17 protein-coding genes are annotated in these 23298 nt (G+C 40.9%); 9 read left to right on the top strand and 8 right to left on the bottom strand.

Translation table 11 applies throughout. The features are described 5' to 3' along the window. Positions 1–19 precede the first annotated feature (19 nt). Both ACT3CD_RS04280 and ACT3CD_RS04275 read left to right on the top strand, forming a co-directional pair. Positions 20–880, top strand: coding sequence for a YitT family protein (locus tag ACT3CD_RS04280; RefSeq protein ID WP_444643271.1), 861 nt, complete (start codon positions 20–22; stop codon positions 878–880). A gap of 92 nt (positions 881–972) precedes the next feature. Continuing rightward, complete coding sequence (locus ACT3CD_RS04275) at positions 973–2292, top strand: M23 family metallopeptidase (protein ID WP_444643269.1); 1320 nt, start codon at positions 973–975, stop codon at positions 2290–2292. Here ACT3CD_RS04275 and purN read toward each other — a convergent pair. Further along, the gene (gene purN / locus ACT3CD_RS04270; RefSeq protein WP_444643267.1) at positions 2264–2833 is read right to left on the bottom strand and encodes a phosphoribosylglycinamide formyltransferase; all 570 of its coding nucleotides are present in this window, start codon (positions 2831–2833) and stop codon (positions 2264–2266) included. The two genes, ACT3CD_RS04275 and purN, sit on opposite strands and share 29 nt — an antisense overlap. Positions 2834–3006: 173 nt before the next feature. Here purN and ACT3CD_RS04265 point away from each other — a divergent pair, with 173 nt between their 5' ends. The 6 genes from ACT3CD_RS04265 (at position 3007) to ACT3CD_RS04240 (ending at position 9224) form a co-directional block, all read left to right on the top strand. Beyond that, positions 3007–3243 (top strand): acyl carrier protein, encoded by a 237-nt coding sequence (locus ACT3CD_RS04265; RefSeq protein ID WP_444643265.1) that lies wholly within the window; start codon positions 3007–3009, stop codon positions 3241–3243. A gap of 32 nt (positions 3244–3275) precedes the next feature. Further along, the gene (gene fabF / locus ACT3CD_RS04260) at positions 3276–4526 is read left to right on the top strand and encodes a beta-ketoacyl-ACP synthase II (RefSeq protein WP_444643263.1); all 1251 of its coding nucleotides are present in this window, start codon (positions 3276–3278) and stop codon (positions 4524–4526) included. Next, positions 4495–5268: a ribonuclease III gene (gene rnc, locus ACT3CD_RS04255; protein ID WP_444643505.1), complete on the top strand. Its 774-nt coding sequence runs from the start codon at positions 4495–4497 to the stop codon at positions 5266–5268. The genes fabF and rnc overlap by 32 nt, the downstream gene beginning before the upstream one ends. Before the next feature lie 450 nt (positions 5269–5718). Continuing rightward, entirely contained in the window at positions 5719–7323 is a 1605-nt protein-coding gene (locus tag ACT3CD_RS04250; protein ID WP_444643262.1) for a sensor histidine kinase, read from the top strand. Beyond that, positions 7296–7979, top strand: a complete 684-nt coding sequence (gene rprY, locus ACT3CD_RS04245; protein ID WP_444643260.1) for a response regulator transcription factor RprY — start codon at positions 7296–7298, stop codon at positions 7977–7979. The genes ACT3CD_RS04250 and rprY overlap by 28 nt, the downstream gene beginning before the upstream one ends. A gap of 291 nt (positions 7980–8270) precedes the next feature. Continuing rightward, the gene (locus ACT3CD_RS04240) at positions 8271–9224 is read left to right on the top strand and encodes a hypothetical protein (protein ID WP_444643258.1); all 954 of its coding nucleotides are present in this window, start codon (positions 8271–8273) and stop codon (positions 9222–9224) included. 142 nt (positions 9225–9366) lie between these two features. On the opposite strand, the gene lepA is transcribed toward ACT3CD_RS04240, so the two are convergent. The 6 genes from lepA to ACT3CD_RS04210 all read right to left on the bottom strand — a co-directional run bounded on the left by lepA (position 9367) and on the right by ACT3CD_RS04210 (position 16954). Next, on the bottom strand, positions 9367–11154 hold the full coding sequence (gene lepA, locus ACT3CD_RS04235; RefSeq protein WP_444643256.1) for a translation elongation factor 4: 1788 nt from the start codon (positions 11152–11154) through the stop codon (positions 9367–9369). 181 nt (positions 11155–11335) lie between these two features. Next, positions 11336–12520 (bottom strand): ABC transporter permease, encoded by a 1185-nt coding sequence (locus tag ACT3CD_RS04230; protein ID WP_444643254.1) that lies wholly within the window; start codon positions 12518–12520, stop codon positions 11336–11338. Positions 12521–12532: 12 nt separating this feature from the next. Continuing rightward, on the bottom strand, positions 12533–13717 hold the full coding sequence (locus ACT3CD_RS04225) for an ABC transporter permease (protein ID WP_444643252.1): 1185 nt from the start codon (positions 13715–13717) through the stop codon (positions 12533–12535). Positions 13718–13751: 34 nt separating this feature from the next. Then, positions 13752–14744 (bottom strand): HlyD family secretion protein, encoded by a 993-nt coding sequence (locus ACT3CD_RS04220; RefSeq protein ID WP_444643250.1) that lies wholly within the window; start codon positions 14742–14744, stop codon positions 13752–13754. A 4-nt stretch (positions 14745–14748) separates the two neighbouring features. Continuing rightward, positions 14749–16260, bottom strand: coding sequence for a TolC family protein (locus tag ACT3CD_RS04215; RefSeq protein ID WP_444643249.1), 1512 nt, complete (start codon positions 16258–16260; stop codon positions 14749–14751). Between the two features lie 112 nt (positions 16261–16372). After that, positions 16373–16954, bottom strand: a complete 582-nt coding sequence (locus tag ACT3CD_RS04210) for a TetR/AcrR family transcriptional regulator (RefSeq protein WP_444643247.1) — start codon at positions 16952–16954, stop codon at positions 16373–16375. 225 nt (positions 16955–17179) lie between these two features. Here ACT3CD_RS04210 and ACT3CD_RS04205 point away from each other — a divergent pair, with 225 nt between their 5' ends. Then, positions 17180–20179: a PEP/pyruvate-binding domain-containing protein gene (locus tag ACT3CD_RS04205; protein ID WP_444643245.1), complete on the top strand. Its 3000-nt coding sequence runs from the start codon at positions 17180–17182 to the stop codon at positions 20177–20179. Positions 20180–20325: 146 nt separating this feature from the next. Here ACT3CD_RS04205 and ACT3CD_RS04200 read toward each other — a convergent pair whose 3' ends face one another. After that, positions 20326–23184, bottom strand: coding sequence for a glycosyl hydrolase 115 family protein (locus ACT3CD_RS04200; protein ID WP_444643243.1), 2859 nt, complete (start codon positions 23182–23184; stop codon positions 20326–20328). Between the last annotated feature and the right edge of the window lie 114 nt (positions 23185–23298).

The raw sequence follows: 23298 nt of genomic DNA, 5'->3' as shown, positions 1-23298 counted from the left end.
TCGCGAAAATTTTATACTAATGAATCTGAACAGTTATTTAAAGGGAACTCAATCATGGATTTTTTTGACCATAGGACTTGCTATTAGTGCCGTCGGCTGGGCGGGTTTTATTATTCCTGCGCGGATTATTGGTGGTGGCGTGGCTGGTATTGCAACGGTTCTTCACTACTCTATGGGGCTGGATATTGGTTTGATGGTTTTAGTCATGAATGCGGTTCTGATACTGATAGCAATAAAAGTGGTTGGTGCATCATTTGGCGTTCGGACGCTGTATGGGGTCGCCGTATTTTCGGCATTTCTTTCGTTTATAGGGCATTTTGTGACGGAGCCCATGCTTACCGAGAAGTTTATGTCAACCCTTACAGGCAGTATCCTGGCTGGGACAGGTGCTGGCATTGTGTTTATTAATGGGGGAAGTACAGGTGGAACAGATATTATTGCCATGATAATACGGAAATATAAAAATATCACTTTAGGCCGGTTGCTTCTGTACGTTGATACTGTTATTATCAGCTCTTCATTTTTTTTATTTCATTCGGTGGAAAACATGGTGTACGGGCTGGTCACCATGGCTATTTTTGCCTATACGGTGGATGTGGTGATTAGTGGAACCAAACAGACGGTACAGGTTTTTATTTTTTCAAAAAAGTATAAAGAGCTATCGCACCATATTATTCATGATGCCAGGCGTGGGGTTACGCTTTTACAGGGACAAGGGGGATATTCAGGCGAGGAGGTCAATGTACTCATGGTTATTGCCCGTAAAAACGAGTCGCACATGTTGCTTCGATTAATAAAGACGGTTGATCCGGATGCATTTATAACGATGGGCAGTGTTATGGGGGTTTATGGTCAGGGGTTCGATACCATACGTGGATAATTTTATTGCATGAGATTACGTTCCAATATCTTTTTCTTTATCTTTACGTCTTGAGCCTGCATTTATGTGTAAAATGTTTCAAGATGTTATTCATGAGAAAAATTTCGATAGTAGCTGCCATTGTTCTTTTTATTTTAATAGTCGCATCGTCTGTTTATGTAGTTCGTTGGCGCACACAGAATGATTTGTCGCAGGCTCAGCAGGATTCCCTTTTATTGGCGGATATTCCGCCGCCAATTCCGCCGGCAATGCTCTACGGTTTTATTGAGGATTCTTTTCAAATAAAGACGTTCAAGGTAGCCAGAAATCAAAATTTGGCTGAAATGCTTTTGCGGCAGAATGTCGATTATCAGATTATAAACACCTTAGCCGAAAAGAGCCGGGAAGTGTTTGATGTGCGACATATCAGGGTTGGAAATCCATATTCTGTTTTTTACAGTCGTGATACGCTTATGACCCCTTTGTGGCTTGTTTATGAAATTGACAATATCGATTATCTGGTAATGCAGCTAACCGACTCGCTTAATGTTTTTAGGGATCAGAAAGTGGTTAGTTATGAGCGTAGACGTGGGATGGGAGTTATTGAATCGTCTTTGTGGAATACCATTACTGAAAATAACCTAAACCCGATGTTGGCGATTGAATTATCGGAGATTTATGCCTGGACGGTTGATTTTTTTGGCATTGAAAAGGGCGATTATTTTAAGGTTGTTTACGATGAGTCTTTTGTGGATAGTGTATCAGTGGGGATAGAGTCTATTCATGCGGCCTATTTTATGCACAAAGGACGGCCTTATTACGCGTTTCGGTACCAGCAGGATAGTCTCTGGAGCTTTTTTGACGAGGCCGGGAATAGCCTGCGTAAGGCTTTTTTAAAGGCACCTTTGAAATTTTCTCGAATAAGCTCACGTTTTAGCAACAGTCGTTTTCATCCGGTATTGAAAATTTATAGAGCACATCATGGCGTTGATTATGCGGCGCCGTCGGGGACACCGGTGTATGCCCTTGGAGATGGTACCATCACCCGGCGTGGATGGGATCCCAAAGGAGGGGGTAATTATATTAAAATTCGTCACAATAGTGTTTATACAACCGAGTATATGCACTTATCGGGGTTTGCAAAGGGTTTGCACCAGGGCGATTTTGTTCGCCAGAGTGACTTGATAGGTTATGTTGGGAAAACAGGGCTTGCTACCGGTCCACATCTCGATTTTCGTGTTTTCAAAAATGGAAAGGCTATTGACCCATTAAAGATGGAGGCGCCGCCAGTTAAACCAATTGACTCAGTAGCTATGGCATCTTATATTGAGTTTATCAGACCCTTGAAAGAAGAGCTGGATGCCATAGTCGATACTGAAGATGATTTAGAAGCAGTTGATGATTCTATTGCTGTTCAAGTAATGCAAGAATAACTCTCGGAAAATGTTGGTATTCGAGGGCGTGAACTTTTTGCGCCACGGAATCTGCATCATCTGATGGTAGTATCTTACAGGACGCCTGGAATATGATGTCGCCGCTGTCGTATTTTTCGTTGACGTAATGGATTGTAATACCCGACTCAGACTCTTTGTTTTCGATAACGGCCTGGTGAACTTTGGCACCATACATACCTTTACCGCCATGTTTCGGTAATAAGGCAGGATGAATGTTAATAATACGTTGTGGAAATGCTTTGACAATATCAGTTGGAACCAACCAGAGAAAACCTGCCAGAACAATTAAATCGGGTTGCTCCTTTTTTAAGAACTTTAGGACCTCCCCTGACTCGTTAAACTCAGTTTTATTGAATACTTTTGTTTTGATATTCAAGTTTTTAGCTCGCAAAAGGACGGGCGCATTAACGTTGTTTGACAGTATGTGCGACACTTTGACATTGGAGGTGTCAGCCAAAAATTTCACAATGTTTTCGGCATTACTTCCTGACCCCGACGCAAGTATTATTATGTTCTTCATTGTTAGAGGTTTGTGATGTTGAAAATGATCTAAAAAGATGGGTCAAAAGTAGAAAAAAGAACCCTGAAAACTAATTTCGTTGAAGGAATATTTGATTTATTTTAGGTAAATCTTTTTCTTTGCACAGTTATTTTTAAAAATAAAATTGAATTATTAACTTAAAATTTAAAGCTATGTCAGACATTGCATCAAGAGTTAAAGCAATTATTGTAGACAAGTTGGGGGTTGACGAATCAGAGGTTGCTCCAGAGGCTAGCTTCACCAACGACCTAGGTGCTGACTCTCTTGACACTGTTGAGCTGATTATGGAGTTCGAAAAAGAATTTAACATCGCAATTCCTGATGATCAGGCCGAAAACATCGGTACAGTAGGTGATGCGATTGCATACATCGAAGAAAACGCCAAGTAAGACAGTAAATTAGTATTCCTGAAAATTTATTTATGGAGTTAAAAAGAGTAGTTGTAACGGGGCTTGGAGCTATAACCCCTATCGGTAATTCCGTTGATGAATTATGGAATAACCTGATTAATGGAGTAAGCGGTGCAGGTCCTATTACTCGATTTGACACCACCAATTTCAAGACTAAATTTGCTTGCGAGGTTAAGAATTTTAATTCTGCTGATTATTTTGAGCGGAAAGAAGTCAGAAAACTTGATTTGTTTGCTCAGTATGCGCTTGTTGCGGCTGAGCAGGCAATTAAGGATTCTGGTTTAAACCTTGAAACACTCGACAAAGACATGGCGGGTGTGATCTGGGGCGCCGGTATTGGTGGTATTATTACATTTCTTGATGAAGCACGAAATTATGCAGAGGGAAACGGTATACCACGTTTCAGCCCATATTTTATTCCTAAGATGATTTCCGACATAGCAGCCGGCCACATCTCAATTAAATATGGATTTATGGGCCCTAATTTTGGTACTGTTTCTGCTTGTGCATCTTCCTCTCATGCCATAGCCAATGCCTTTAACTTAATACGTTTGGGTACGGCTGATGTGTTTATTACAGGTGGCTCGGAGGCTGCTATTAATGAAGCCGGTGTTGGTGGATTTAATTCTATGCAGGCAATTTCAACCCGTAACGATGATCCGGCATCGGCGTCAAGACCTTTTGACAAAGATCGGGACGGTTTTGTTATGGGAGAAGGTGGTGGAGCCTTAATTTTAGAAGAATATGAACATGCGGTTAACCGGGGTGCAACCATTTATTGTGAAGTGGTTGGTTCAGGTATGACTGCTGACGCGTATCACATTACGGCGCCTCATCCCGAAGGGCATGGAGCTGTTAAAGTGATGCAGAATACACTCAAAGACGCACATATTGCGCCTGAAGAAGTTGACTATGTCAATGTGCATGGTACTTCAACCCCGTTGGGGGATATCTCTGAAACAAAAGCTATTAAAAAAGTTTTTGGTGAACATGCTTATAAGCTCAATATTAGTTCAACAAAATCAATGACCGGGCACTTACTTGGTGCTGCCGGTGGGGTTGAGGCTATTGCTTCTATATTGGCCATACGGCATGGTATTGTACCACCAACCATTAATTTGGTAAATTTGGATCCTGAAATTGACAGCAAATTGAACCTGACTCCTAACAAGGCTCAGAAGAGGACGGTTCGGGTTGCCATATCCAATACCTTTGGTTTCGGTGGTCATAATGCTTCTGTTGCATTTAAAGTTTTTGAATAAGATTGTGTTAAAACAGATTTTTACATCTATAAAACTTCTTTCCTGCAAGGGGAAGAAGTTTTATCATTTAATACATCAGCTTACGGGTTATTATCCGAGCGATGCACACCTTTATAGGTTGGCTTTTATGCACAAGTCTCTTATGTATAAAGGTCATAACGGAAGCGAAATTAACAACGAGCGCCTTGAATATTTGGGTGATGCCATCTTAGGGGCCATTGTTGCCCATGAGTTATTTGTTCGTTACCCAGATAAAAATGAGGGTGAATTGACAAAAATACGATCCCGTATTGTTAATCGTATCAATATGAACCAACAGGCCTTGCGAATGGGTTTGGGTGAGCTGGTTCAGACTCAGCCTCAAACCGATGTGGCGCAGACACATATCCCCGGTGATGCCTTGGAGGCTCTGATTGGAGCTGTTTATCTTGATAAAGGGTATAAGGCTGTTACCCGGTTTATTGTTGATCGGTTAATGAATAATTTGGATGATTCGGAGTCTCCGATTCAAAATGATACCAACTATAAATCTGTTTTAATCGAATGGGGACAGAAAAACAGGTGTGAGGTGCATTTTGTGACAGAAGAATATCCTAATAAACCGGAAGGCCAGAATAGCTTTATCGCAATGGTTTATGTTAATAACGAATTGGCAGGAAAGGGTTTTGGTGGATCCAAAAAGGAAGCCCAGCAAAACGGGGCTTGCGAGGCTTTAAGTATGTTAGTAGGTGTTGAAGTTTAAGTTGGATATTTTTTAGACTTTTTTTTCTGCACTGAGTTGTTTTTTATTGTTTATCCCTCCTTTTTATTTGTTTTTTTTTATCTATATCATTAATTTCCGCTGTTATTTTTTTAACGATACCGATGAAAGTACAAAGGCGGAATTTTAATGCATATTGTTTTGCCTGATAATTTTGATAATAGAAATTGTTTGCCTTTTTATCTGTTCTTTAAGTATTATAGCAGGCTAATTTAGCCAGATCAGATTATTGCATAAGAAGAATTCATAGTTTTGATCATTTTATGAATTTGAGTTTTGTTTTGAAGATGGTTGGTTTGTTACTAGTCTGTTTGATGCCGAGCCTGAGAGAGGCTTTATCATAATAATTGAAACTTATTGGGTTTCAGATGAATGTCGTTAATTATTGTTAAGCCGGGTGTTAAATCATTTTATTGGACTTAATTTTGCCGCATGAGCAGAAGATTTATTCAGATTTTAATTATCGTAATATCGATAACTTTAATTGGGCTTATATACGTCCAGCTGTTATGGATCAAAAATGCGACACAAATTAAAGAGGATCATTTTGATCAGCTTGTAAGACAGTCAATGGATCAGGTGGTGAACCGACTGGAAATGAATGAGACCTCAGAGCTAGGGGCTCAGTTGGATTTGGGTAGTTCCATTGCTGTACCTTCTAATTTGAGCAAAGGGAAGCAGTATTTTCCTGGTCAAAATCAGAAATTGCTTGACGATGATTTGTTCAAATACGATATTTCTCTTGATTTTTCCATCCAGGGAAACCAGTTGAGTACACGTCTATACACTTATGATGAGAAGGACTCATTGGTCTATTCGCATCAGGATAAAAAACCGATTGGCTATAATTTTAATGATAAAACGGATCCTATAACGCAGGTGCTTCAGAATATTCAGGCACAGATACAATCTAAGTTTGATGAACAGCAGGCCCGTTTGATGCGCGATTTCATTAGTAGTGAACGACCCATTCAGGAGCGTATTACGCGTGAAAAAATGGACGTTTCATTGGTTCAGGTGTTCGAAGAACGTGGTATTCGTTTGCCATTTGAGTTTGGAATTTATGACTCGCGGGGCGTATTGGTTATTTCAACTTCAAGTTTTAACCGCGAACAAGCTGATTTAACTTATCAAAAACAGTTATTTCCCAATGATTTACACCCAAAAGCCAATTATGTTTTGGTATATTTCCCGAAACGTCCTAACTTTATAATGGAATCGATGGGAATGGTGGTTCCCTCAGTTTTTTTTACATTGGTAATGATGTTGTTGTCGATACTTACAATGGTAATTATTGTACGGCAGAAAAATCTTGATGAAATTAAAAATGATTTTATCAATAATATGACGCATGAGTTCAAAACACCAATATCTACCATTTCGTTGGCTTCACAAATGTTAAAGGACGGAGGTGTTTCTAAATCTGCGTCCACATTGCAGCATATTTCGGGTGTTGTACAGGATGAAAGTAAACGTTTGAGCTTTTTAGTTGAAAAAGTCCTCCAAATGGCTATCTTTGACAAAGAAAAGGCCGGCCTTAAAACTAAGAATCTCAACGTTAATGAGCTGGTGCATGGTGTTGTGAATTCGTTTAGGATAAAGGTTGATTCACAAAAAGGCAAGATTATTGAACGATTAGATGCCAAACAGCCTTTTGCCGAAGTGGATGAGATGCATTTTACCAATGTTGTTTTTAATTTGTTGGATAATGCCTTTAAATATAGAAAAGGGACGCCGATTATTTATGTGAAGACCTGGAACAGACCAACTGGTTTGGTCATTATGGTTAAAGATAACGGGTTGGGCATTTCAAAAGATAACCTGAAACGCATTTTTGAAAAGTTTTACCGCGTGCCAACAGGTAACGTTCATAATGTGAAAGGGTTTGGTTTGGGATTGGCCTATGTGAAGAAGATAGTGGAAGACCATGGCGCCCAAATTAAGGTTGAAAGTGAAGTTAATGTAGGAACAAAATTCGAAATATTTATACCCCTTAAAAGCAAAAAGGAATGGAAAAAGAATATAAAATTCTCCTGACCGAAGACGATGAAAACCTGGGTATGTTACTCAGAGAATATTTGGTAGCTAAGGGTTACGATACCGACCTGATGCCTGATGGCGAGGCTGGTTACGAAGCCTTTATGAGTAACAAGTACGACGTCTGTATATTTGACGTTATGATGCCTAAAAAGGACGGATTCACTTTGGCCAAAGAGATTAGAATGGTAAACACCGAGGTGCCCATTATCTTTTTGACAGCCAAATCGATGAAAGATGACATCTTTCAGGGCTTTAAAATTGGTGCCGACGATTATTTGACTAAACCGTTTAGTATGGAAGAGTTACTTTTCCGTATTGAAGCTATTTTGCGCCGAACCAAAGGAACTTTAGCCAGTCAGGATGTTTTCCAAATTGGGAAGTTTAAGTTTGACACACAAAAGCAACAACTGATCGACGGTGAGTCAGTGGTTAAATTGACTACCAAAGAGTCAGAGTTACTCAAGCTTTTGTGTAATAATGCCAATCGGGTTTTGGAACGTAATTTTGCCCTTAAAACCATTTGGGTTGACGATAATTATTTTAATGCCCGTAGCATGGATGTTTATATTACCAAGTTGCGCAAGCATTTGAAAGAAGAGCCTGCTGTTGAAATTCTTAATGTTCACGGTAAAGGTTATAAATTGGTGATGTAATTCCTTTTTTGGGGATTTAAAGCATTGAACCGTACCTGCGATATTTTTCGTGGGTCGGTTTTTTATTGTTTGGATATTAATGAATGATATGTATTTTGAGTTGAGGCGATCGGTTGTAAATTAGCGTTTTCATTATTTTTATCTGTTTACACTATGGTGTTATGAATCGTTCTTTTGCAGACGGCTATCTGTTTGAATTTATTTGCTTATTGAGAGAAGTTTGTTTTATCTTTATAAACTGGTTTCGGTTTGGTTTTAAAAGTTTTAGGTTGCTGATTTTATTTCCCCGGTATGAACAATCCTGCACTTGATATTGCCATTGGCTTAATATTTATATATGCCATATTTAGCCTGTTGGTTACGGCGCTAACTGAGATTGTTACTGTGCTTCTAAAGTTGCGTGGTAAGAATTTACAGGAAGCGATTCATCGTATGCTTGATAACTCGATGCAAAGCGGGATTGCAGACAGCGAAGCGGGTGATGTTAACAAGCAATTGCCGGAGAATCTTAGTGGCTTGTTTTTTAATCAGCCAGAAATTCGTTTTTTGGGGAATATCTCAAAGAGAGGAAAGGAGATTTTTCCGACCTATATCAAACCAAAAACTTTTGCGAATAGTTTATTGCATGCAATTGGTTATGTCTATTCAGATGACACCAATTTGTCTTCTTTGAAGGCTAATTTGGATGAGAAAAATCCAACTCATCTTCAGATTATAAATATGATTGATGAGGCTGGAAGCGATTTGGAGAAGTTTAAGGAATTGTCAGCGGATTGGTTTAATGATACAATGGATCGGGCCTCTGAATGGTATCAGCGCAAAACACGTTTGATAACTTTTTTGGCCGGCATGGTAGTAGCGTTTGCGCTTAATGTGAATACCATTGAGATAACCCGTCAGTTGGGGACTAATGATGAAGCGCGATTGGAGATGGTAAATGCAGCGGCTGGTTATGTGCAAAGTTATCAGGATGCCGGACGTTTAACAAAGAATGAACGAGCACAAATTGATAGTCTGAATGTTGAGGTACATCATTTATTGAAGGAGTCGCAACACATTGGTAGTATTGTTGATTTTAAGTTCAATTTGCAAACTTATGGTGATTGGCTGCTCTATATTTTTGGTTGTTTGTTAACAGCCATTGCTCTGTCGTTGGGTTCTCCATTTTGGTTTGATTTGCTTAACAGGTTATTTAGGTTGCGTAATATTGGTGGAGCAGGTGTGAAAGGAGAGCGGCAGGCGTAAAAAGCCAAAGAGTGATTGCGGTTGACTGGTTTTTGAGGATCGCTGATTTGGAATCAACGGTTGACTTTTTTAGAAATGAGTAATGCGTTCAGGCCGTCGCTGTCATTTTAGGACCGCCCGACGCTTGGTTTATGTTGCCCAATTAATCTAATTTGAGCACTGCAAGGAAAGCTTTTTGAGGTACCTCTACGTTACCTACCTGTTTCATTCGCTTCTTCCCTTTCTTTTGTTTTTCCAGAAGTTTGCGTTTACGCGAAATGTCTCCTCCATAACATTTAGCCGTTACATCTTTCCGAACTGCCTTGACTGTTTCGCGTGATATTATTTTGGCACCAATGGCAGCCTGTATGGCAACGTCGAACTGTTGACGGGGAATAAGTTCCTTGAGCTTCTCGCACATCCGTTTTCCTATGCTGTAGGCGTTGTCCACGTGGGTAAGAGCTGATAGTGCATCTACGTTTTCTCCATTAAGAAGAATATCCAGTTTGACGAGTTTTGATAAACGGTAACCGGTGGTATGATAGTCGAAAGAAGCATAGCCTTTCGAAATGCTTTTAAGTTTGTCGTAAAAATCAAATACTATTTCAGCCAATGGCATGTTGAATTCCAATTCAACCCGGTCGGTTGTCAGGTAGTGTTGTTTTACCAGCTCGCCACGTTTCCCCAGACACAGCGTCATTAAATTACCTATATAATCAACATGGGTAATGATTTGTGCACTAATGTAAGGTTCCTCCACATAATCGAGTATTCCCATGTCGGGCAACGCGGAGGGGTTATGGACTTCAATCTTTTCGCCTTTTTTTGTGTAAGCCAAATAGGGGACGTTTGGCACAGTTGTGATAACGTCCATATTAAATTCACGGTCGAGACGTTCCTGTACTATCTCCATGTGCAGCAGACCCAAAAATCCGCAGCGAAAGCCGAAACCCAGCGCTGCCGATGATTCGGGGAAGAAGGTGAGTGATGCATCGTTTAACTGAAGCTTTTCAATGGAAGCCCTGAGGTCCTCATAGTCTTCTGTATCGATGGGGAAGACCCCCGCAAATACCATCGGTTTAACCTCTTCAAAACCTGCAATAGCTTTGGTACATGGGCGTTTTACATGCGTGATCGTATCACCTACTTTTACCTCCTTGCTGGTTTTGATGCCGGAGATGATATAGCCTACATCGCCCGTTTTAAGTGTGTCCCGGGGAATTAGGTTGAGCCCGAGAATGCCAACTTCGTCGGCATAATATTCTTTACCGGTGTTTACAAATTTTACAAAGTCGCCTTTGTGTATTTCGCCATTAGTGACCTTGAAATAGGCAATAATGCCCCGGAAGGAATTGAATACTGAGTCGAAAATAAGACCTTGAAGCGGCGCTTCAGGATCACCTATCGGCGGCTGAACTCTTTCAACAATTGCTTCAAGAATTTCAGCGACTCCTTGTCCGGTTTTTCCCGAAGCATGTATTATTTCACTGCGTTCGCATCCGATAAGATCCACAATCTGGTCCTCTACTTCTTCGGGCATGGCATTGGGCATGTCCATTTTATTAAGAACCGGTATAATGGTCAAATCGTGCTCTACCGCCTGGTATAGATTACTGATGGTTTGAGCCTGTATGCCCTGCGTGGCATCTACTATGAGCAGCGCCCCTTCGCAGGCGGCAATGGATCGTGATACCTCATAGGCGAAGTCCACGTGTCCCGGGGTGTCAATAAGGTTGAGCGTGAACCATTCGTGGTTATGCTCATACTGCATTTGTATGGCTTTACTTTTGATGGTGATTCCACGTTCACGCTCCAGGTCCATGCTGTCCAGCACCTGATCCTGCGACTCTTTTTCGGTAACCGTTTTGGTCAGCTCTAGCAATCGGTCGGCCAATGTACTTTTCCCATGGTCGATATGGGCAATGATGCAAAAGTTACGGATGTTCTTCATTCAAAATCGGTTTCAGCCTCTTAACTACCTGTTGGTAAATATTAACTTCGACAAAAACGTTGTTTTGCCAGCGCAAATATATTGAATTCCCATCACATTTTCTTTAATTATTGTTAGTTAGATGTTCGTGTTTCCAATACAGGCAATATTAAGCTTCTGACTGATGGCCTTTTTCTCTTTTTTATTGTCTTTTTTTAGCTGCCCTGTAAAATAGAGCCAGAGCCATGATGAAATATACGGTTGCCTGGATCATTAAGAAACCCACTTCGTGAGCTACCTGATAAATATTTGCGCCAAGTAATTGAACCCTTATCATGCCAGGAACTGCTACGGTTGAAGGGAATAGATGTGAAGCCAAATAGAGCCATTGTGGTATCGCTTCGGCGGGCCATGATAAACCTGACAGAAATAAGATGATGGGGGATAGAAATACCATGAAAAGGATTGAATGTTCCCGTCGTTTAAATAGTGTGGAAAGTCCGACTCCTAAGAAGGTGACAGCCATTAAAAAAGGTAGCATGATAGCCGTGGCTGGCAGTAATGTCCCTTTAACGGGTAAGTTAAACCAATGAAAGACCCATATTTGTGTCAGTATTGTATTTACGAGGTAAAGCGTGAGATAGGCGCCTGATTTTCCAACTACGACAGGAATAACTCCGCCTTTTTTTAGATTTGTTGGTACGGCAAACCGGCGTCGTTTCTGTTCGGTGCGGGTACCACCCAGTAATCCGGTTCCTATGAGTAATGTTTGTTGTAATATAATGATGAGCAATCCCGGCAAAATAAATGAGTTATATCCGCCAGCCGGATTGTATAGCAGGTGGCTGTGAAGTGGTATGGGGTCGCGTAGTTGAAGGGCCTGTTCCCAACCGGCACCTTTGGCCATGTAACGTTTTATTTCAACGCCGGCTGCAAATGTTGAAGTGGCTTTTAACGTGCCAGATAGGGTTTGTTTGTAAATTAACAGATAGCCGGCATCGCAATATACGCTGACAACGCCCTGTTGACCTTTAAACATTTTCTCCTCAAATTTTTGAGGTATCGCAATTATTCCATTGATTTGCCCCTTTTGAAACAGCATTTCGGCTTCGTCAAGACTGCTAACGTGATAGGTCACATTCATCTGCTCTGTTGCATCAATCATCCTTACCAGTTGCCGGCTGGTAGTGGTTTTATCCAGATCAATGACCGCAACAGGGATATCTCTGAGTACTTCATTTCTGTATGCAATACCATAGATAATGGGGTAAATGAATAGTGCGAACAAGAGAATGAGGAGTGCTCCACGGTCTTTCAGTATAGCTGTCAGCTCATCTATGTAAAAACGGGATATCAGTTCGTTGCCTTTTTTGATTGCTTTAAACATCTTGGTACCGTGTTATATTTTTTGTTGATAAAATTTGTTGGTCATGATGCTTTTGAGTCTCGGGGTGAGTAAAAAGCCGATGAGTATAAAAAGCAGCATAGCAATGATCGGAATGGCTGTTTGGTATACCGGAGCGGCTCGTAACCCCTGGCTCATAAATATTTGCATCCAGTAGTAGAATGGAAACAGATGGGCGAAAATTCGTGCTAATAGAGGCATCCCGAAAACAGGAAAGGTCAGTCCTGAAAAAGTCAGGGCCATCATGGAATAGGCACTGCCCAACGATAGAGCAAGGCGGGTATTACCTGATAAGCTCAGCAGTATGATTGCTGCGGCCTGATAGGCGATTAGCATTAGCGTTTGACCAATCATCATTGTCAGCCAGTTTCCTTTTAACGCAAAGCCGAGGTGATGCGCCAGTATGTAATTCATAACCCCGGTGTTAACCAACATCAAAAACAGATAAGGCAAAAATTTTCCGGCAAGTGCGATGACCATATTTTGATTGGCCGCTTTAAGCCAGTTTTTTGCTGTACCCTGACGTATTTCCATTCCCATTGTATAGATGGTACCAAGTAGAGTAAACACTACTAATAACAGCGGCATTAAGGCCGTCACCAGAAAATAGCTGTAGTTGGTAAATGGGTTGAACAGAATGTGTTGGTCCAGCCGTAATGGATATACCTGTTCCATTGCCTGCGTCTGGGGAATTCCTTGTTTCATGGCTACCTGCAGCTTTACGCCTGTTGACATGGTGGCTGCTGTTTTGTAGATGGCGCTTTGAATCAAGCTGCCTTTCAATACATTTGAGTTGTTAATGAATAATTCGATGGGTTGACTTTTTCCGGTTTGTATTTGTTTTTCAAAATCGGAGGGGATGTATAATACTGCGTTTACATGTCCCTTCATCATTTGGTCGCGGGCTGATTCCAGGGTTGGCAGGGCGGCGGAAATTTTAACCGTTCGGGTGGCATCAACCATTCGGCCCAATTGACGTGACAAGGCCGTGTTATCGTTATCGACAAGTGCAACAGGCACATCGGAAGGAACCCCTGCTACAAAAATATTCATAACAATTATGAAGGAGAACAACGGTCCCAACAAGGTGATGAAAAGATAGATCCAATTACCAGTGATGCGATCAATTTCTCTTTTCAGAACATTTGCGAAAGGGCTGTTTATAAATTGTTTGTACATAATATCTTAATTGAATGGTTGAGCCCTGTTATTTTTATTTGTGTATTTTTCTCCAGTCCACCAATGCACTCATGCCGGGACGCAAATCTTTGATTTTACTTGTTGGCCGGGCTTGTACCTCAAAGGTTTTCATATCGAAATCGCCTGATGTTTTAGTGGCATTCCAGGTGGCAAATTCTCCTAACGGTGCGATGTAACTTACTTGCAGTTCCACTTCCTGCATGGACAGAGCAGGTATTTTGGCGGTAATGATGCTGCCTTTTCGAATATCAGCCAGCAAGTCTTCCCGTAGGTTGAAGACGAACCAGATGTCGTTCAGATCTACCAATGTTATGACGGGGAAGCCGGCGGGTGTTAGTTCTCCGCGTTCGGCCAGTAAATTGGCTACTTCGCCTGCAAATGGAGCTTCCACACGGGTTTCGACGAGGTATGAATGTACTTCGGCGATCACAGCATCTGCTTTTTTGACCATGGCTTCGGCTGCTGCTTTATCTTCAATACGAGCGCCACCTTTGGCTTTTTCCCAGATGGCTTTGGCAGCAGCAGCTGTTTCTTTGGCTACTTTAAGTTGCATCTCCATTTCATCGCGTTTTTGTGCCGGAACGACGCCTTCGTTAAACAAATTTTGAATACGTTGGTTGCTTTTTTCGGCATATTCAAGTGCTGCAGACGCTTTTAAATAGACGTTGTAGGCGGCCTGAATGTCTTCTTTTTGTGCGCCGGCTTCGGCTTTTAGATGCATTGCTTCGGCGGCCAAACGTGCGGCTTCCGCCTGGTTTAGTTTGGCTTCGACCTCTGGACTTTCGATGGTGAATAGCAAATCGCCTTTTTTAACTTCTGAGCCTCTTTTTACGGCTAACGAATCAATTCGGCCGGTTACTTTGGATGATATTTTCATTTGTGTGGCTTCAACTTGCCCCTGTATTTCCAGATGGGTGGGCCGGCTGAGAAGCCAGGTGGTGTATATAAGAAAAATGACACCTGCCGCAATAATGGCTCCGGTAATGAGATGTTTATTGTTATTCATGGTATTATTGATTTAAAACGATGGTTTGGCTATTATTTCTATATTCGTTGAATTGTTCGGTGGCGCCTGCCAGTTCCAGAAGTCTGGCCAATGCGATTTCATATTGATAGGCTGCTTGTAACTGTTCAATGTGTACTTTGGTTGTGGCAAGCGAAGCGTCTACCACATCAGAACTGGTGGCCATCCCTTCTGCAAAAGCTTGTTTCTGAACTCTGTAGTATTCGCTGGCAAATTGATCGGCCGATTCGAGTTCTTCCAGTTGTTCGAGCGTCATCATCAGTTCGTGGTGGTATTTTTCTATGCCTGTCTCAATATCGCGAATGGCCTTTTGATGCACCTGGTCGACCTGGTCTTCCACCAATAATGCTGCTTTGTATTGATGTCGTGACGCGCCACCGCCAAATAGTTTCCAGCTAAGGGTTACGCCACCCATATAAGTTGGAATGTTTGGTGACAGCTGGTAATCGGCCAAATTGTAAGTTCCAATGGCAGCTATCGTTGGCATGAAGTCGGACCGTTGGGCTTTTACGCCTTCGCCGGCCATGGCTTTTTTCGACTCAACCTGAAGTAGCTGAGGGTTGTTGAAGCGCGCCATCTGTTTGAAGAAATCGGCTGATTCAATTTCTTTTAAATAAAATAGTGCGGTAATCGGGGTAATGCTAACGACTTCGTTTTCAGCAAGGGTGTTTCTGAGTGCTTCGTTAACAACTTCACAATCGCGTTGTGCTTTTTTGTATTCGCGATCGGCCTGCGCATGAAACACCTGGGCATGCAGTAGTTCAGCCTTTGAGATTATGCCTTCGCGGTTTAGTTTTTCGGCATCAGAGAGGTGGAGTTGCATGGCTTCTAGAACTTCTTTCCGAACGGCAGTTACCCGCCATGCCAATGCGAGCCCGAAATATCTTTCCGTGAGTTCGCGATAGATAGCAGCCGTTTTTTGATGGTTGATCAGTTCCGATTCATTAATTTTAAGTTGTGCTACTTTGTTGGCGGCGTTAATTTTTCCCCCGGTGAAAAGTGGCCACATAACATTGGTACTAACCAATCCAAAGTTTTTTTGTTGGATTGTTTTATCCCATTCACCATTTTGAACCTCCACGAGTCCATCGGCCAGTTGCTGACGAACGGCCGCGGTGGAGATTTCATCTGTCAATATCGGCATAACGCCCGACGTGGCAGGATCGGGATTTGGGACGCCTGAGAATGTCCCGTATTGCGACAAGGCACTGTAGATAGGGGTGATAGCATCCCGTACACCCGTCATATCTATGGTGATGTCTTCCGACATCATAACATAATTGGCACTTAGCGATACTTGTGGCATTCGTAGTCCACGTGCTGCCTTGGCTTCCTGTTCTGCTTCGAGATGATGCAGGGCCGATTGTTGCAGCGTTTCATTTTGAAGCAGCGCTTTCTGAAGGGCTTCTTCAAAACTGAGAGCCATTACCGGTGGGTTATCCTGTGCCACCAGTGAAAGACTTACCATCAAGCTGAAAGTAATCAGTATCTCTTTCATATGTTTATAATTTGTTATAAGGAACTTGCCACAATAATCATCTTCTTTTGTTTGTTTTAATTTTTATGGCTCGTTTCATTTGTTTTTGATTTATTCGATTGTATTTAGTATTCTATTTTAAAGCGTTGACACATAATTGATGCACGCGGTTTTTGTCGCTTTCGGCAAGCGATTGGGAGGTTATGAACCCTTTAAAACGAAGGTTGATATATTCGATTGGGTAAATAACCAACATCAAAAAAAGTTCTTCCTCCCGGAATTTTTCGTTGATTTCTCCCGACGAATGACCAGTATTCATAATTTGTCGGCATAGGGTGAGAATCATATTTCGTTCGTTGTTGCCGATGGTAAATTTGTATTCGGCAATAAGGATGTATAGAAACCTTATGTGAAATGGAAATTCGGCCGCCTGCTGAAAGAAATAGTCTATCAAGCGACGGCTAACCTGGGCAACCGTTGTATGTGCCAGATACATTTTTTCTATTTCGTCGGCTATGTCATGTACCTTATTATTTAGCAGATCGCTGACTAGTTCATATTTCCCCGGATAAAAGCGATATAAATAGCCTGTGGCGACATCAGCCCGGCTTGCTATGGCCGATATAGATGCGCCGCCGTAACCGTTTTTAACAATTAACTCAATGGCAGCTTCTTTTATCCGTTTTAGTTTTTCTTCATCGATAGCTTTTGCCATACTAATATTTTTAATGAATGAATAGTCATTCATTTATCACAGTGCAAAAATAGAAACAGATTTGATAAGTTGGTCATCTTTAACTTTATTTAATATTGAACTGGCTGATTGGGGGCATGAAGTCCATCAAAAGGAGTTTGAAGTGTTGTTGTAGGGCTTATTATGCTTGCTAAAACTTGGGTTTTGAAAGTAATAGTGTATTTTTATTTTTTTAAACAAGGTGTGATGATAAATTTGGAACAAGTGTACCATAACGCTCAAAATAAATTTGAGGAGACTGCTTTTGATCAGTTAATGCAGCGTCGTATTCATAGAGTTTTATTGATTTGTAGTAGTTATGATGCGTTTATGCTGGAAGAAGATGGTCGTATTGATGAGCAGATATTTAATGAGTATGTATCGTTAAACCTACGTCAGGCGCCACAATTTGTGCAGGTAGCATCAGCTGAGGCTGCGTTTGAGGTTTTGCAATCATCTCAAATTGATCTTGTTATTACGATGTTAAGCGTGGGTGGAATGGATCCGTTTTCTTTGTCAAAAAAGATTAAGGACACCTATGTTCATATCCCGATTGTTGTTTTGACGCCCTTTTCGCGTGAGGTGTCGTTAAAACTTAGCAAGGAAGATACCAGCGCGGTTGATTATGTCTTTTGTTGGTTGGGCAATACCGATTTGCTGCTGGCTATAATTAAGTTGATTGAGGATGGCATGAATGCGCCTTACGATGTAAATGAAGTAGGGGTACAATGTATTTTGTTGGTTGAAGATTCTGTTCGGTTTTATTCCAGTTATTTACCGCTTATTTATAAAATTCTTTTCAAGCAGTCACGTAAGTTTATGACTGAAGGGCTGAATGAGCACCAGCAAATGATGCGTATGCGTGGTCGGGCTAAAATTCTTTTGGCTCGAACGTACGAAGAAGCCGTAACCCTGTATCAGGCGTATCAGAAAAATATTTTGGGTATTATTTCAGATGTGTCGTTTAACCGTAAAGGGAAAAAAGACAGGCAGGCCGGACTCAGTTTGGCCCGACAGGTTAAAAGAGATAATCCTTATATGCCGTTTTTGTTGCAGTCGTCTGATAAGAGAAATCAATATCTGGCAAAGGATCTTAGGGTTGGTTTTATTTACAAGCAATCCAAATTATTACTTCAGGAGTTGCGTGATTTTTTGAATAATTATCTGGCTTTTGGCGATTTTATCTTTGTCAATCCCAAATCGGGTGAGGAGGTTGCCCGTGTCAGTAACCTGAAGGAATTACAGGATAACTTACTGACCATCCCAAATGAATCGTTGTTGTATCATTTTAAACGTCACCATGTGTCGAAATGGTTGAGGGCCCGGGCGCTTTTTTCAATTGCGGCTGTCGTTAAAGAATTAGTGGTACATGATGATTCGGATATTGAAAAGGCCAAACATGAATTGTTTCATATTATTGCGCATTTTCGCATGTATAAAGGGCGTGGTATTATTGCGACGTTTGATAGTGAGCGATACGACGATTATGTCACTTTTTCGCGAATGGGAGAGGGATCGCTGGGAGGAAAAGCACGTGGGCTGGCATTTTTAAGCACTTTGATTAAGAAATACCCGGTTTTTAAGTCTTTTGAAGATGTTGTTATTACCATACCCCGGACGGTGGTTTTGGGGGTTGATGTTTTTGAAGCATTTATGGAGAACAATAATTTGTATCCGTTGGGACTATCCGATGCCAGTGACACTGAAATTTTGGACCAATTTGTAAAAGCCAGTTTACCACGCGATATTTTGAATAATCTTGAGATGCTGGCGAAAGTCCTGAAACGCCCTGTAGCGGTCCGGTCGTCCAGTATGCTGGAGGATAGCGATTATCAGCCTTTTGCGGGTATATATTCTACTTACATGGTGGCCCATCATTCTGATAGTAAGCTGATGGCCCGTCAAATGGCGGAAGCAATTAAGTGTGTATATGCGTCGGTCTATTTTAAATCGAGTAAAGCCTATATGACCAGCACCATGAATCTGATTGATGAAGAGCGTATGGGAATTGTTTTGCAGGAAGCGGTAGGGCAGCCACATGATAATCGTTTTTATCCAACGTTTTCAGGGGTGGGCCGCTCGGTTAATTTTTACCCCATAGCACCCGAACGTTCGGATGAAGGGATTGTAAATGTGGCATTGGGATTGGGTAAATATATTGTGGAGGGGGGAACTTCATTACGATTTTCGCCGGAATACCCCCAAAAAGTGATTCAACTATCGTCTCCAGAAATGGTCATGCGCGAAACGCAGAAAATGTTTTACGCTTTGGATCTCGATAGTGGGCATTTTAAACCATCGACCGATGATGGCATGAACCTGTTGAAGTGCAACCTGCAGCAGGCTTTACAGGATGGATCTCTGCGATGGATTGGCTCTGTTTTTGATTTGCAGAACCACATGATTAAAGACGGCACCATGGGAGAGGGATTTCCGTTGGTTACTTTTGCCAACATTTTGAAATATGATGCTTTCCCGTTGGCAAATATTATGAAGGAAGTTTTGGCCATTGGCCAGAAGGAAATGAACCAACCGGTGGAAATAGAGTTCGCCGTTGATTTACAAACGCCTTCAGATGCTTCGTCGGTTTTTTATCTGTTGCAAATCAGACCTATAGTGGATAGCCGTAGTTCTTTAGGCACAGCCATAGGTGTGCAGGATTCATCTGATGCCTTTTTGTATAGCGAATCTGCTTTGGGAGATGGTACCATAGATGAAATTATGGATGTGGTTTATGTCAAGCCAGAGGTGTATAACCCTTCTCAAAATACTACAATAGCTCAGGAAATTGAGCTTTTTAACGACCGACTACAGAAAGAAAACAGACCTTATCTGTTGGTTGGTCCTGGCAGGTGGGGGTCGCAGGATCCCTGGCTGGGAGTGCCTGTAAAATGGGGCCAGATTTGTGGCGCACGCGCTATCGTGGAGATGGGACTCGAAAATTATCATGTCGAGCCCAGTCAGGGTACTCACTTTTTTCAGAATTTGACTTCATTACGAGTCGCCTATATTTATGTTAATACTTTTAGCGGTCAAGGACGGTTTGACGTTGAATGGTTGAATCAACAATCGGTAATTAGTGAAACCGATCTGGTGCGACATGTGCGTTGCAAGTATCCAATGGAGTTGAATCTGGATGGCCGTGAAGGGAAAGCGGTAATGCTTTATCCGAAAAAGAAATACGGTACCGTAGCCGATAAAAACTGATATCTTTTAAAATAGCCTTTATCGTAATGAAAATCTGATGTCCTATTTGACAGACATTGATGGTATTGTTAGAGCCAACAAAACACTTATGAAAGTTTTGTTGGCTCTATTTGATTAATGTGTTTTATGTGTACGATGCTTTAGCGTCAATTATTATTTGCAGGCACAGCACCAAGATAAGATTTTTTTAATCCGCCAAAATCAATCATAATTTTTTGAATAATCATACCCGGATCAATGGAATAAATACGAAGGGTATGTTTTCCGGGTTTGTCAAGAAATATTTTTGTTTTGTTTATGGCGCTGTTTCGGATGACATTGGCCGCCCATTGATGGGAATACTCTTTTACGTCATTTTTTTGTGTTGTTATCTCCATGTCGTCAACCTGTATGCCATAGCGCGTACTGTGAAATGTGTCTTTTGCAAATAGCGGTAGCATGTAGGTGTAAATGGTTGTTTCTCCGCTTTTTGATGCATAAAAGTCATATTCAACAAACGATTCCATGCCTGAGTTGTATTTGGCATTGCCCAATTGAAGGGAAGAATTGGTATATCCTAAACCTTCTATTTTTTGGAATTTAATGTTACCATTTTCTTTTTTGCGCTGGAAATCAACAGGGCTGATACTGATAACGCCATCGTTAGGTACAAATAAATTGTCTAAATCCTTTTCAAACGAACTGGCTTTAACCTGAATTCGTGTGGAAGTTGTTCCATCTGATACCAGGATATATCCTTCTGCTTTTTGAGTTGGAATTATATCCCAGTCGATTGATACCAGAATTCGCTCCTGTGTTGTTGTTTCTCCTTCTGAAATGTTAATTTTTATCCATTTTTCAGAAGTAGAAGCTTGCCATTTTAAAGGGGTTGTACTGTTATTGTATACCTCAACGAAATGAGTTTCGTTAAATCGGTTGTTGAATTCGGGAAGAGTTAGTTGGTCTGAGTCATTTTTTTGCCCTTCAACAAATATTCCCATTTCTGAAGTTTGCGGTAATTCAATGGTTCGAGTGGGCGATAGTTGTATTTTAGGCAAGAATCCCGGCGCAGTCATCATCCCGTTCCATTTTCCGTTGAGTAAACTATTGTATTCGTCAGTAAGTATTGCCAAACTGTCGTGATATTGTTTAACTTTCTCGGACAGGATGTTGGTGGTCGATCTGTTCTGCTTAGCATACCAGCGATTTTTCTGTCCGATCAGCATTTCGTGATTATATAACGAAGCTCCTTTAACGGGATAATACACCAGTTCGAAAAATGCAGCTTTTTTTTCTTGTGGTAATTGGTTTAAAATAGTTTCGGCTTGGTTTGCAATTGCTTTATATTCATTCAACCGACTTTCTGCTTCGTTATAATTAATGAATGAGAATTCTGTGTCTTTTACATTTTCAGTATGAAACAAACTGTTCCATCGCCAATCCCATGTCATAAACTCAGGTTTGCGTGTGAAACCGTGAAAATAGTATCTGTCCAGAATGTGTTTAAAGTCTTTTTTATACTCTTCCCCAAAAATGGAGGAAAGGAAATTGACCTGATAATCATTAATATTTTCAAAATTAAATTGGTCCATATCCCAAGCCATATCAAGAAAGAGCTGCATTCCCATTTCACCTGGTTTTATGTCGCCAACGTTTAGTAGCCAGTATTTTTGTGCTCCCAACTCGTATGCTTTTTGCATTTCTGCATACATAAGAGCAGGTGGGGTTGTATTTAGCCACAAATAGTCGTTTGGCCAACCAAGGTATGAAATGTGATAATAGACTCCTGCACCGCCTTTTCGTTTTTGTTCATCTTTGTTGCTGAGTCTTTTAATGTATCCATAATTATCGTCAGGCCATACTATTGTGATTTCTTCAGGCAGTTTTAAGCCCATCTCATAAATGCTGAGGACTTCCTTGTATGGAACAAAAATTTGTGGTATTTCTGTGAGAGGCTTATTAATATATTTTGAGAGCAGTGACCGTTGATCTTTTATGGCTTCGGATAACGTTTGAAGTTTTTCCTCTTCTGAACCTGCTTCCATTTTACTATCGTGCATCCCACGTAAGGCAATGGTATAAATGTTATCGTTTTTATAAGCTTGTTTTACACGGCTATCAAGCGCTTTTACGATTTCATTTTTATTGGTCACATAGTTCCAGTTTCCTTGTTTTTTTTTGTCCCATTCGCTGGCATTATTGTACAACAGAGGTTCGCAATGGCTGGTGGTTATCATTATACCGTATTTATTGGCCATTTCCATATTTCCAGGTACGGTATAAAAAGCTTTGGTACACTCGTGCATGGCCGGGGCCATTATGTTTCCTTTTAAACGAAGTAGGAGCTCAAATATTTTTTCATAGGTGTTGGGTCCAATATCAGCAATGTCCTTATCCATATTTTTCCCAGCCCATGGATGTAATCCCCAGTCTTCATCATTTATAAATATGCCACGGTATTTTACCGAGGGTTGTTTTGAGATAACTGTATTGTTGCTAACGTATAGTTCTTTACTTTTTTTAGCGGGTACATCAGCCCACCAATACCAGGGTGATACGCCAATTTTTTCTGAAACAGTAAAAACACCATAGGCCGTACCCCGTTTGTCACTTCCGGCTATGACGAGTGCTTTTTTAACCCCTTTAAATGGTTTATCAAAGGTTTGGATGGTATAACGTTCCCATTGGCCTTTAATGTCAGCAACGTCAAGTTTTTTTTCTGCAATAAGCTGGTCGATAAGTTTGTTTTTACCGATTGTTCCAATGATAATTATATTGTTTTTTAATTTGCTGTCTGTCGATACAATAGTTGGCAATTTTTCTGAGATGAGCTCAATATCTGAAGAAAATAATTCCGATGTTTTTTTTACAACACTATAGTCGTTTGTGTCGTAAACAATCGTTGCCACTGTTTTCGAATTGACTATCGGAAAGTAGTCTTTATTTTTTAGTTCATTATGAGAAACCTGTAACTGTGCAAATAATAATTGTGGTATCAATAACAGATTAATAAATATGTACTTCATATGATTTAGCTTTTACATCATAATGATAAAGGAGATTGTTTTGTCTCCCTGGATCGTAATGTTTATTTTGGAGATAAATGACGTTTAAAAAACAAGGCGTTTATTTATCATAAT

This window comes from Geofilum sp. OHC36d9, from assembly GCF_052400685.1.
Classification (GTDB): domain Bacteria; phylum Bacteroidota; class Bacteroidia; order Bacteroidales; family Marinilabiliaceae; genus CAZHHH01.
Note: the sequence above shows the minus strand (reverse complement) of the source record. Positions and strands in the feature narration are given on the sequence as shown.

What these genes read in the sequence shown, in the direction of transcription:
- ACT3CD_RS04280 (WP_444643271.1), top strand. Translation starts at nt 20, where the DNA reads ATGAATCTGAACAGTTATTTAAAGGGAACTCAATCATGGATTTTTTTG.
- ACT3CD_RS04275 (WP_444643269.1), top strand. Translation starts at nt 973, where the DNA reads ATGAGAAAAATTTCGATAGTAGCTGCCATTGTTCTTTTTATTTTAATA.
- purN (WP_444643267.1), bottom strand. Translation starts at nt 2,833, where the DNA reads ATGAAGAACATAATAATACTTGCGTCGGGGTCAGGAAGTAATGCCGAA.
- ACT3CD_RS04265 (WP_444643265.1), top strand. Translation starts at nt 3,007, where the DNA reads ATGTCAGACATTGCATCAAGAGTTAAAGCAATTATTGTAGACAAGTTG.
- fabF (WP_444643263.1), top strand. Translation starts at nt 3,276, where the DNA reads ATGGAGTTAAAAAGAGTAGTTGTAACGGGGCTTGGAGCTATAACCCCT.
- rnc (WP_444643505.1), top strand. Translation starts at nt 4,495, where the DNA reads ATGCTTCTGTTGCATTTAAAGTTTTTGAATAAGATTGTGTTAAAACAG.
- ACT3CD_RS04250 (WP_444643262.1), top strand. Translation starts at nt 5,719, where the DNA reads ATGAGCAGAAGATTTATTCAGATTTTAATTATCGTAATATCGATAACT.
- rprY (WP_444643260.1), top strand. Translation starts at nt 7,296, where the DNA reads ATGGAAAAAGAATATAAAATTCTCCTGACCGAAGACGATGAAAACCTG.
- ACT3CD_RS04240 (WP_444643258.1), top strand. Translation starts at nt 8,271, where the DNA reads ATGAACAATCCTGCACTTGATATTGCCATTGGCTTAATATTTATATAT.
- lepA (WP_444643256.1), bottom strand. Translation starts at nt 11,154, where the DNA reads ATGAAGAACATCCGTAACTTTTGCATCATTGCCCATATCGACCATGGG.
- ACT3CD_RS04230 (WP_444643254.1), bottom strand. Translation starts at nt 12,520, where the DNA reads ATGTTTAAAGCAATCAAAAAAGGCAACGAACTGATATCCCGTTTTTAC.
- ACT3CD_RS04225 (WP_444643252.1), bottom strand. Translation starts at nt 13,717, where the DNA reads ATGTACAAACAATTTATAAACAGCCCTTTCGCAAATGTTCTGAAAAGA.
- ACT3CD_RS04220 (WP_444643250.1), bottom strand. Translation starts at nt 14,744, where the DNA reads ATGAATAACAATAAACATCTCATTACCGGAGCCATTATTGCGGCAGGT.
- ACT3CD_RS04215 (WP_444643249.1), bottom strand. Translation starts at nt 16,260, where the DNA reads ATGAAAGAGATACTGATTACTTTCAGCTTGATGGTAAGTCTTTCACTG.
- ACT3CD_RS04210 (WP_444643247.1), bottom strand. Translation starts at nt 16,954, where the DNA reads ATGGCAAAAGCTATCGATGAAGAAAAACTAAAACGGATAAAAGAAGCT.
- ACT3CD_RS04205 (WP_444643245.1), top strand. Translation starts at nt 17,180, where the DNA reads ATGATAAATTTGGAACAAGTGTACCATAACGCTCAAAATAAATTTGAG.
- ACT3CD_RS04200 (WP_444643243.1), bottom strand. Translation starts at nt 23,184, where the DNA reads ATGAAGTACATATTTATTAATCTGTTATTGATACCACAATTATTATTT.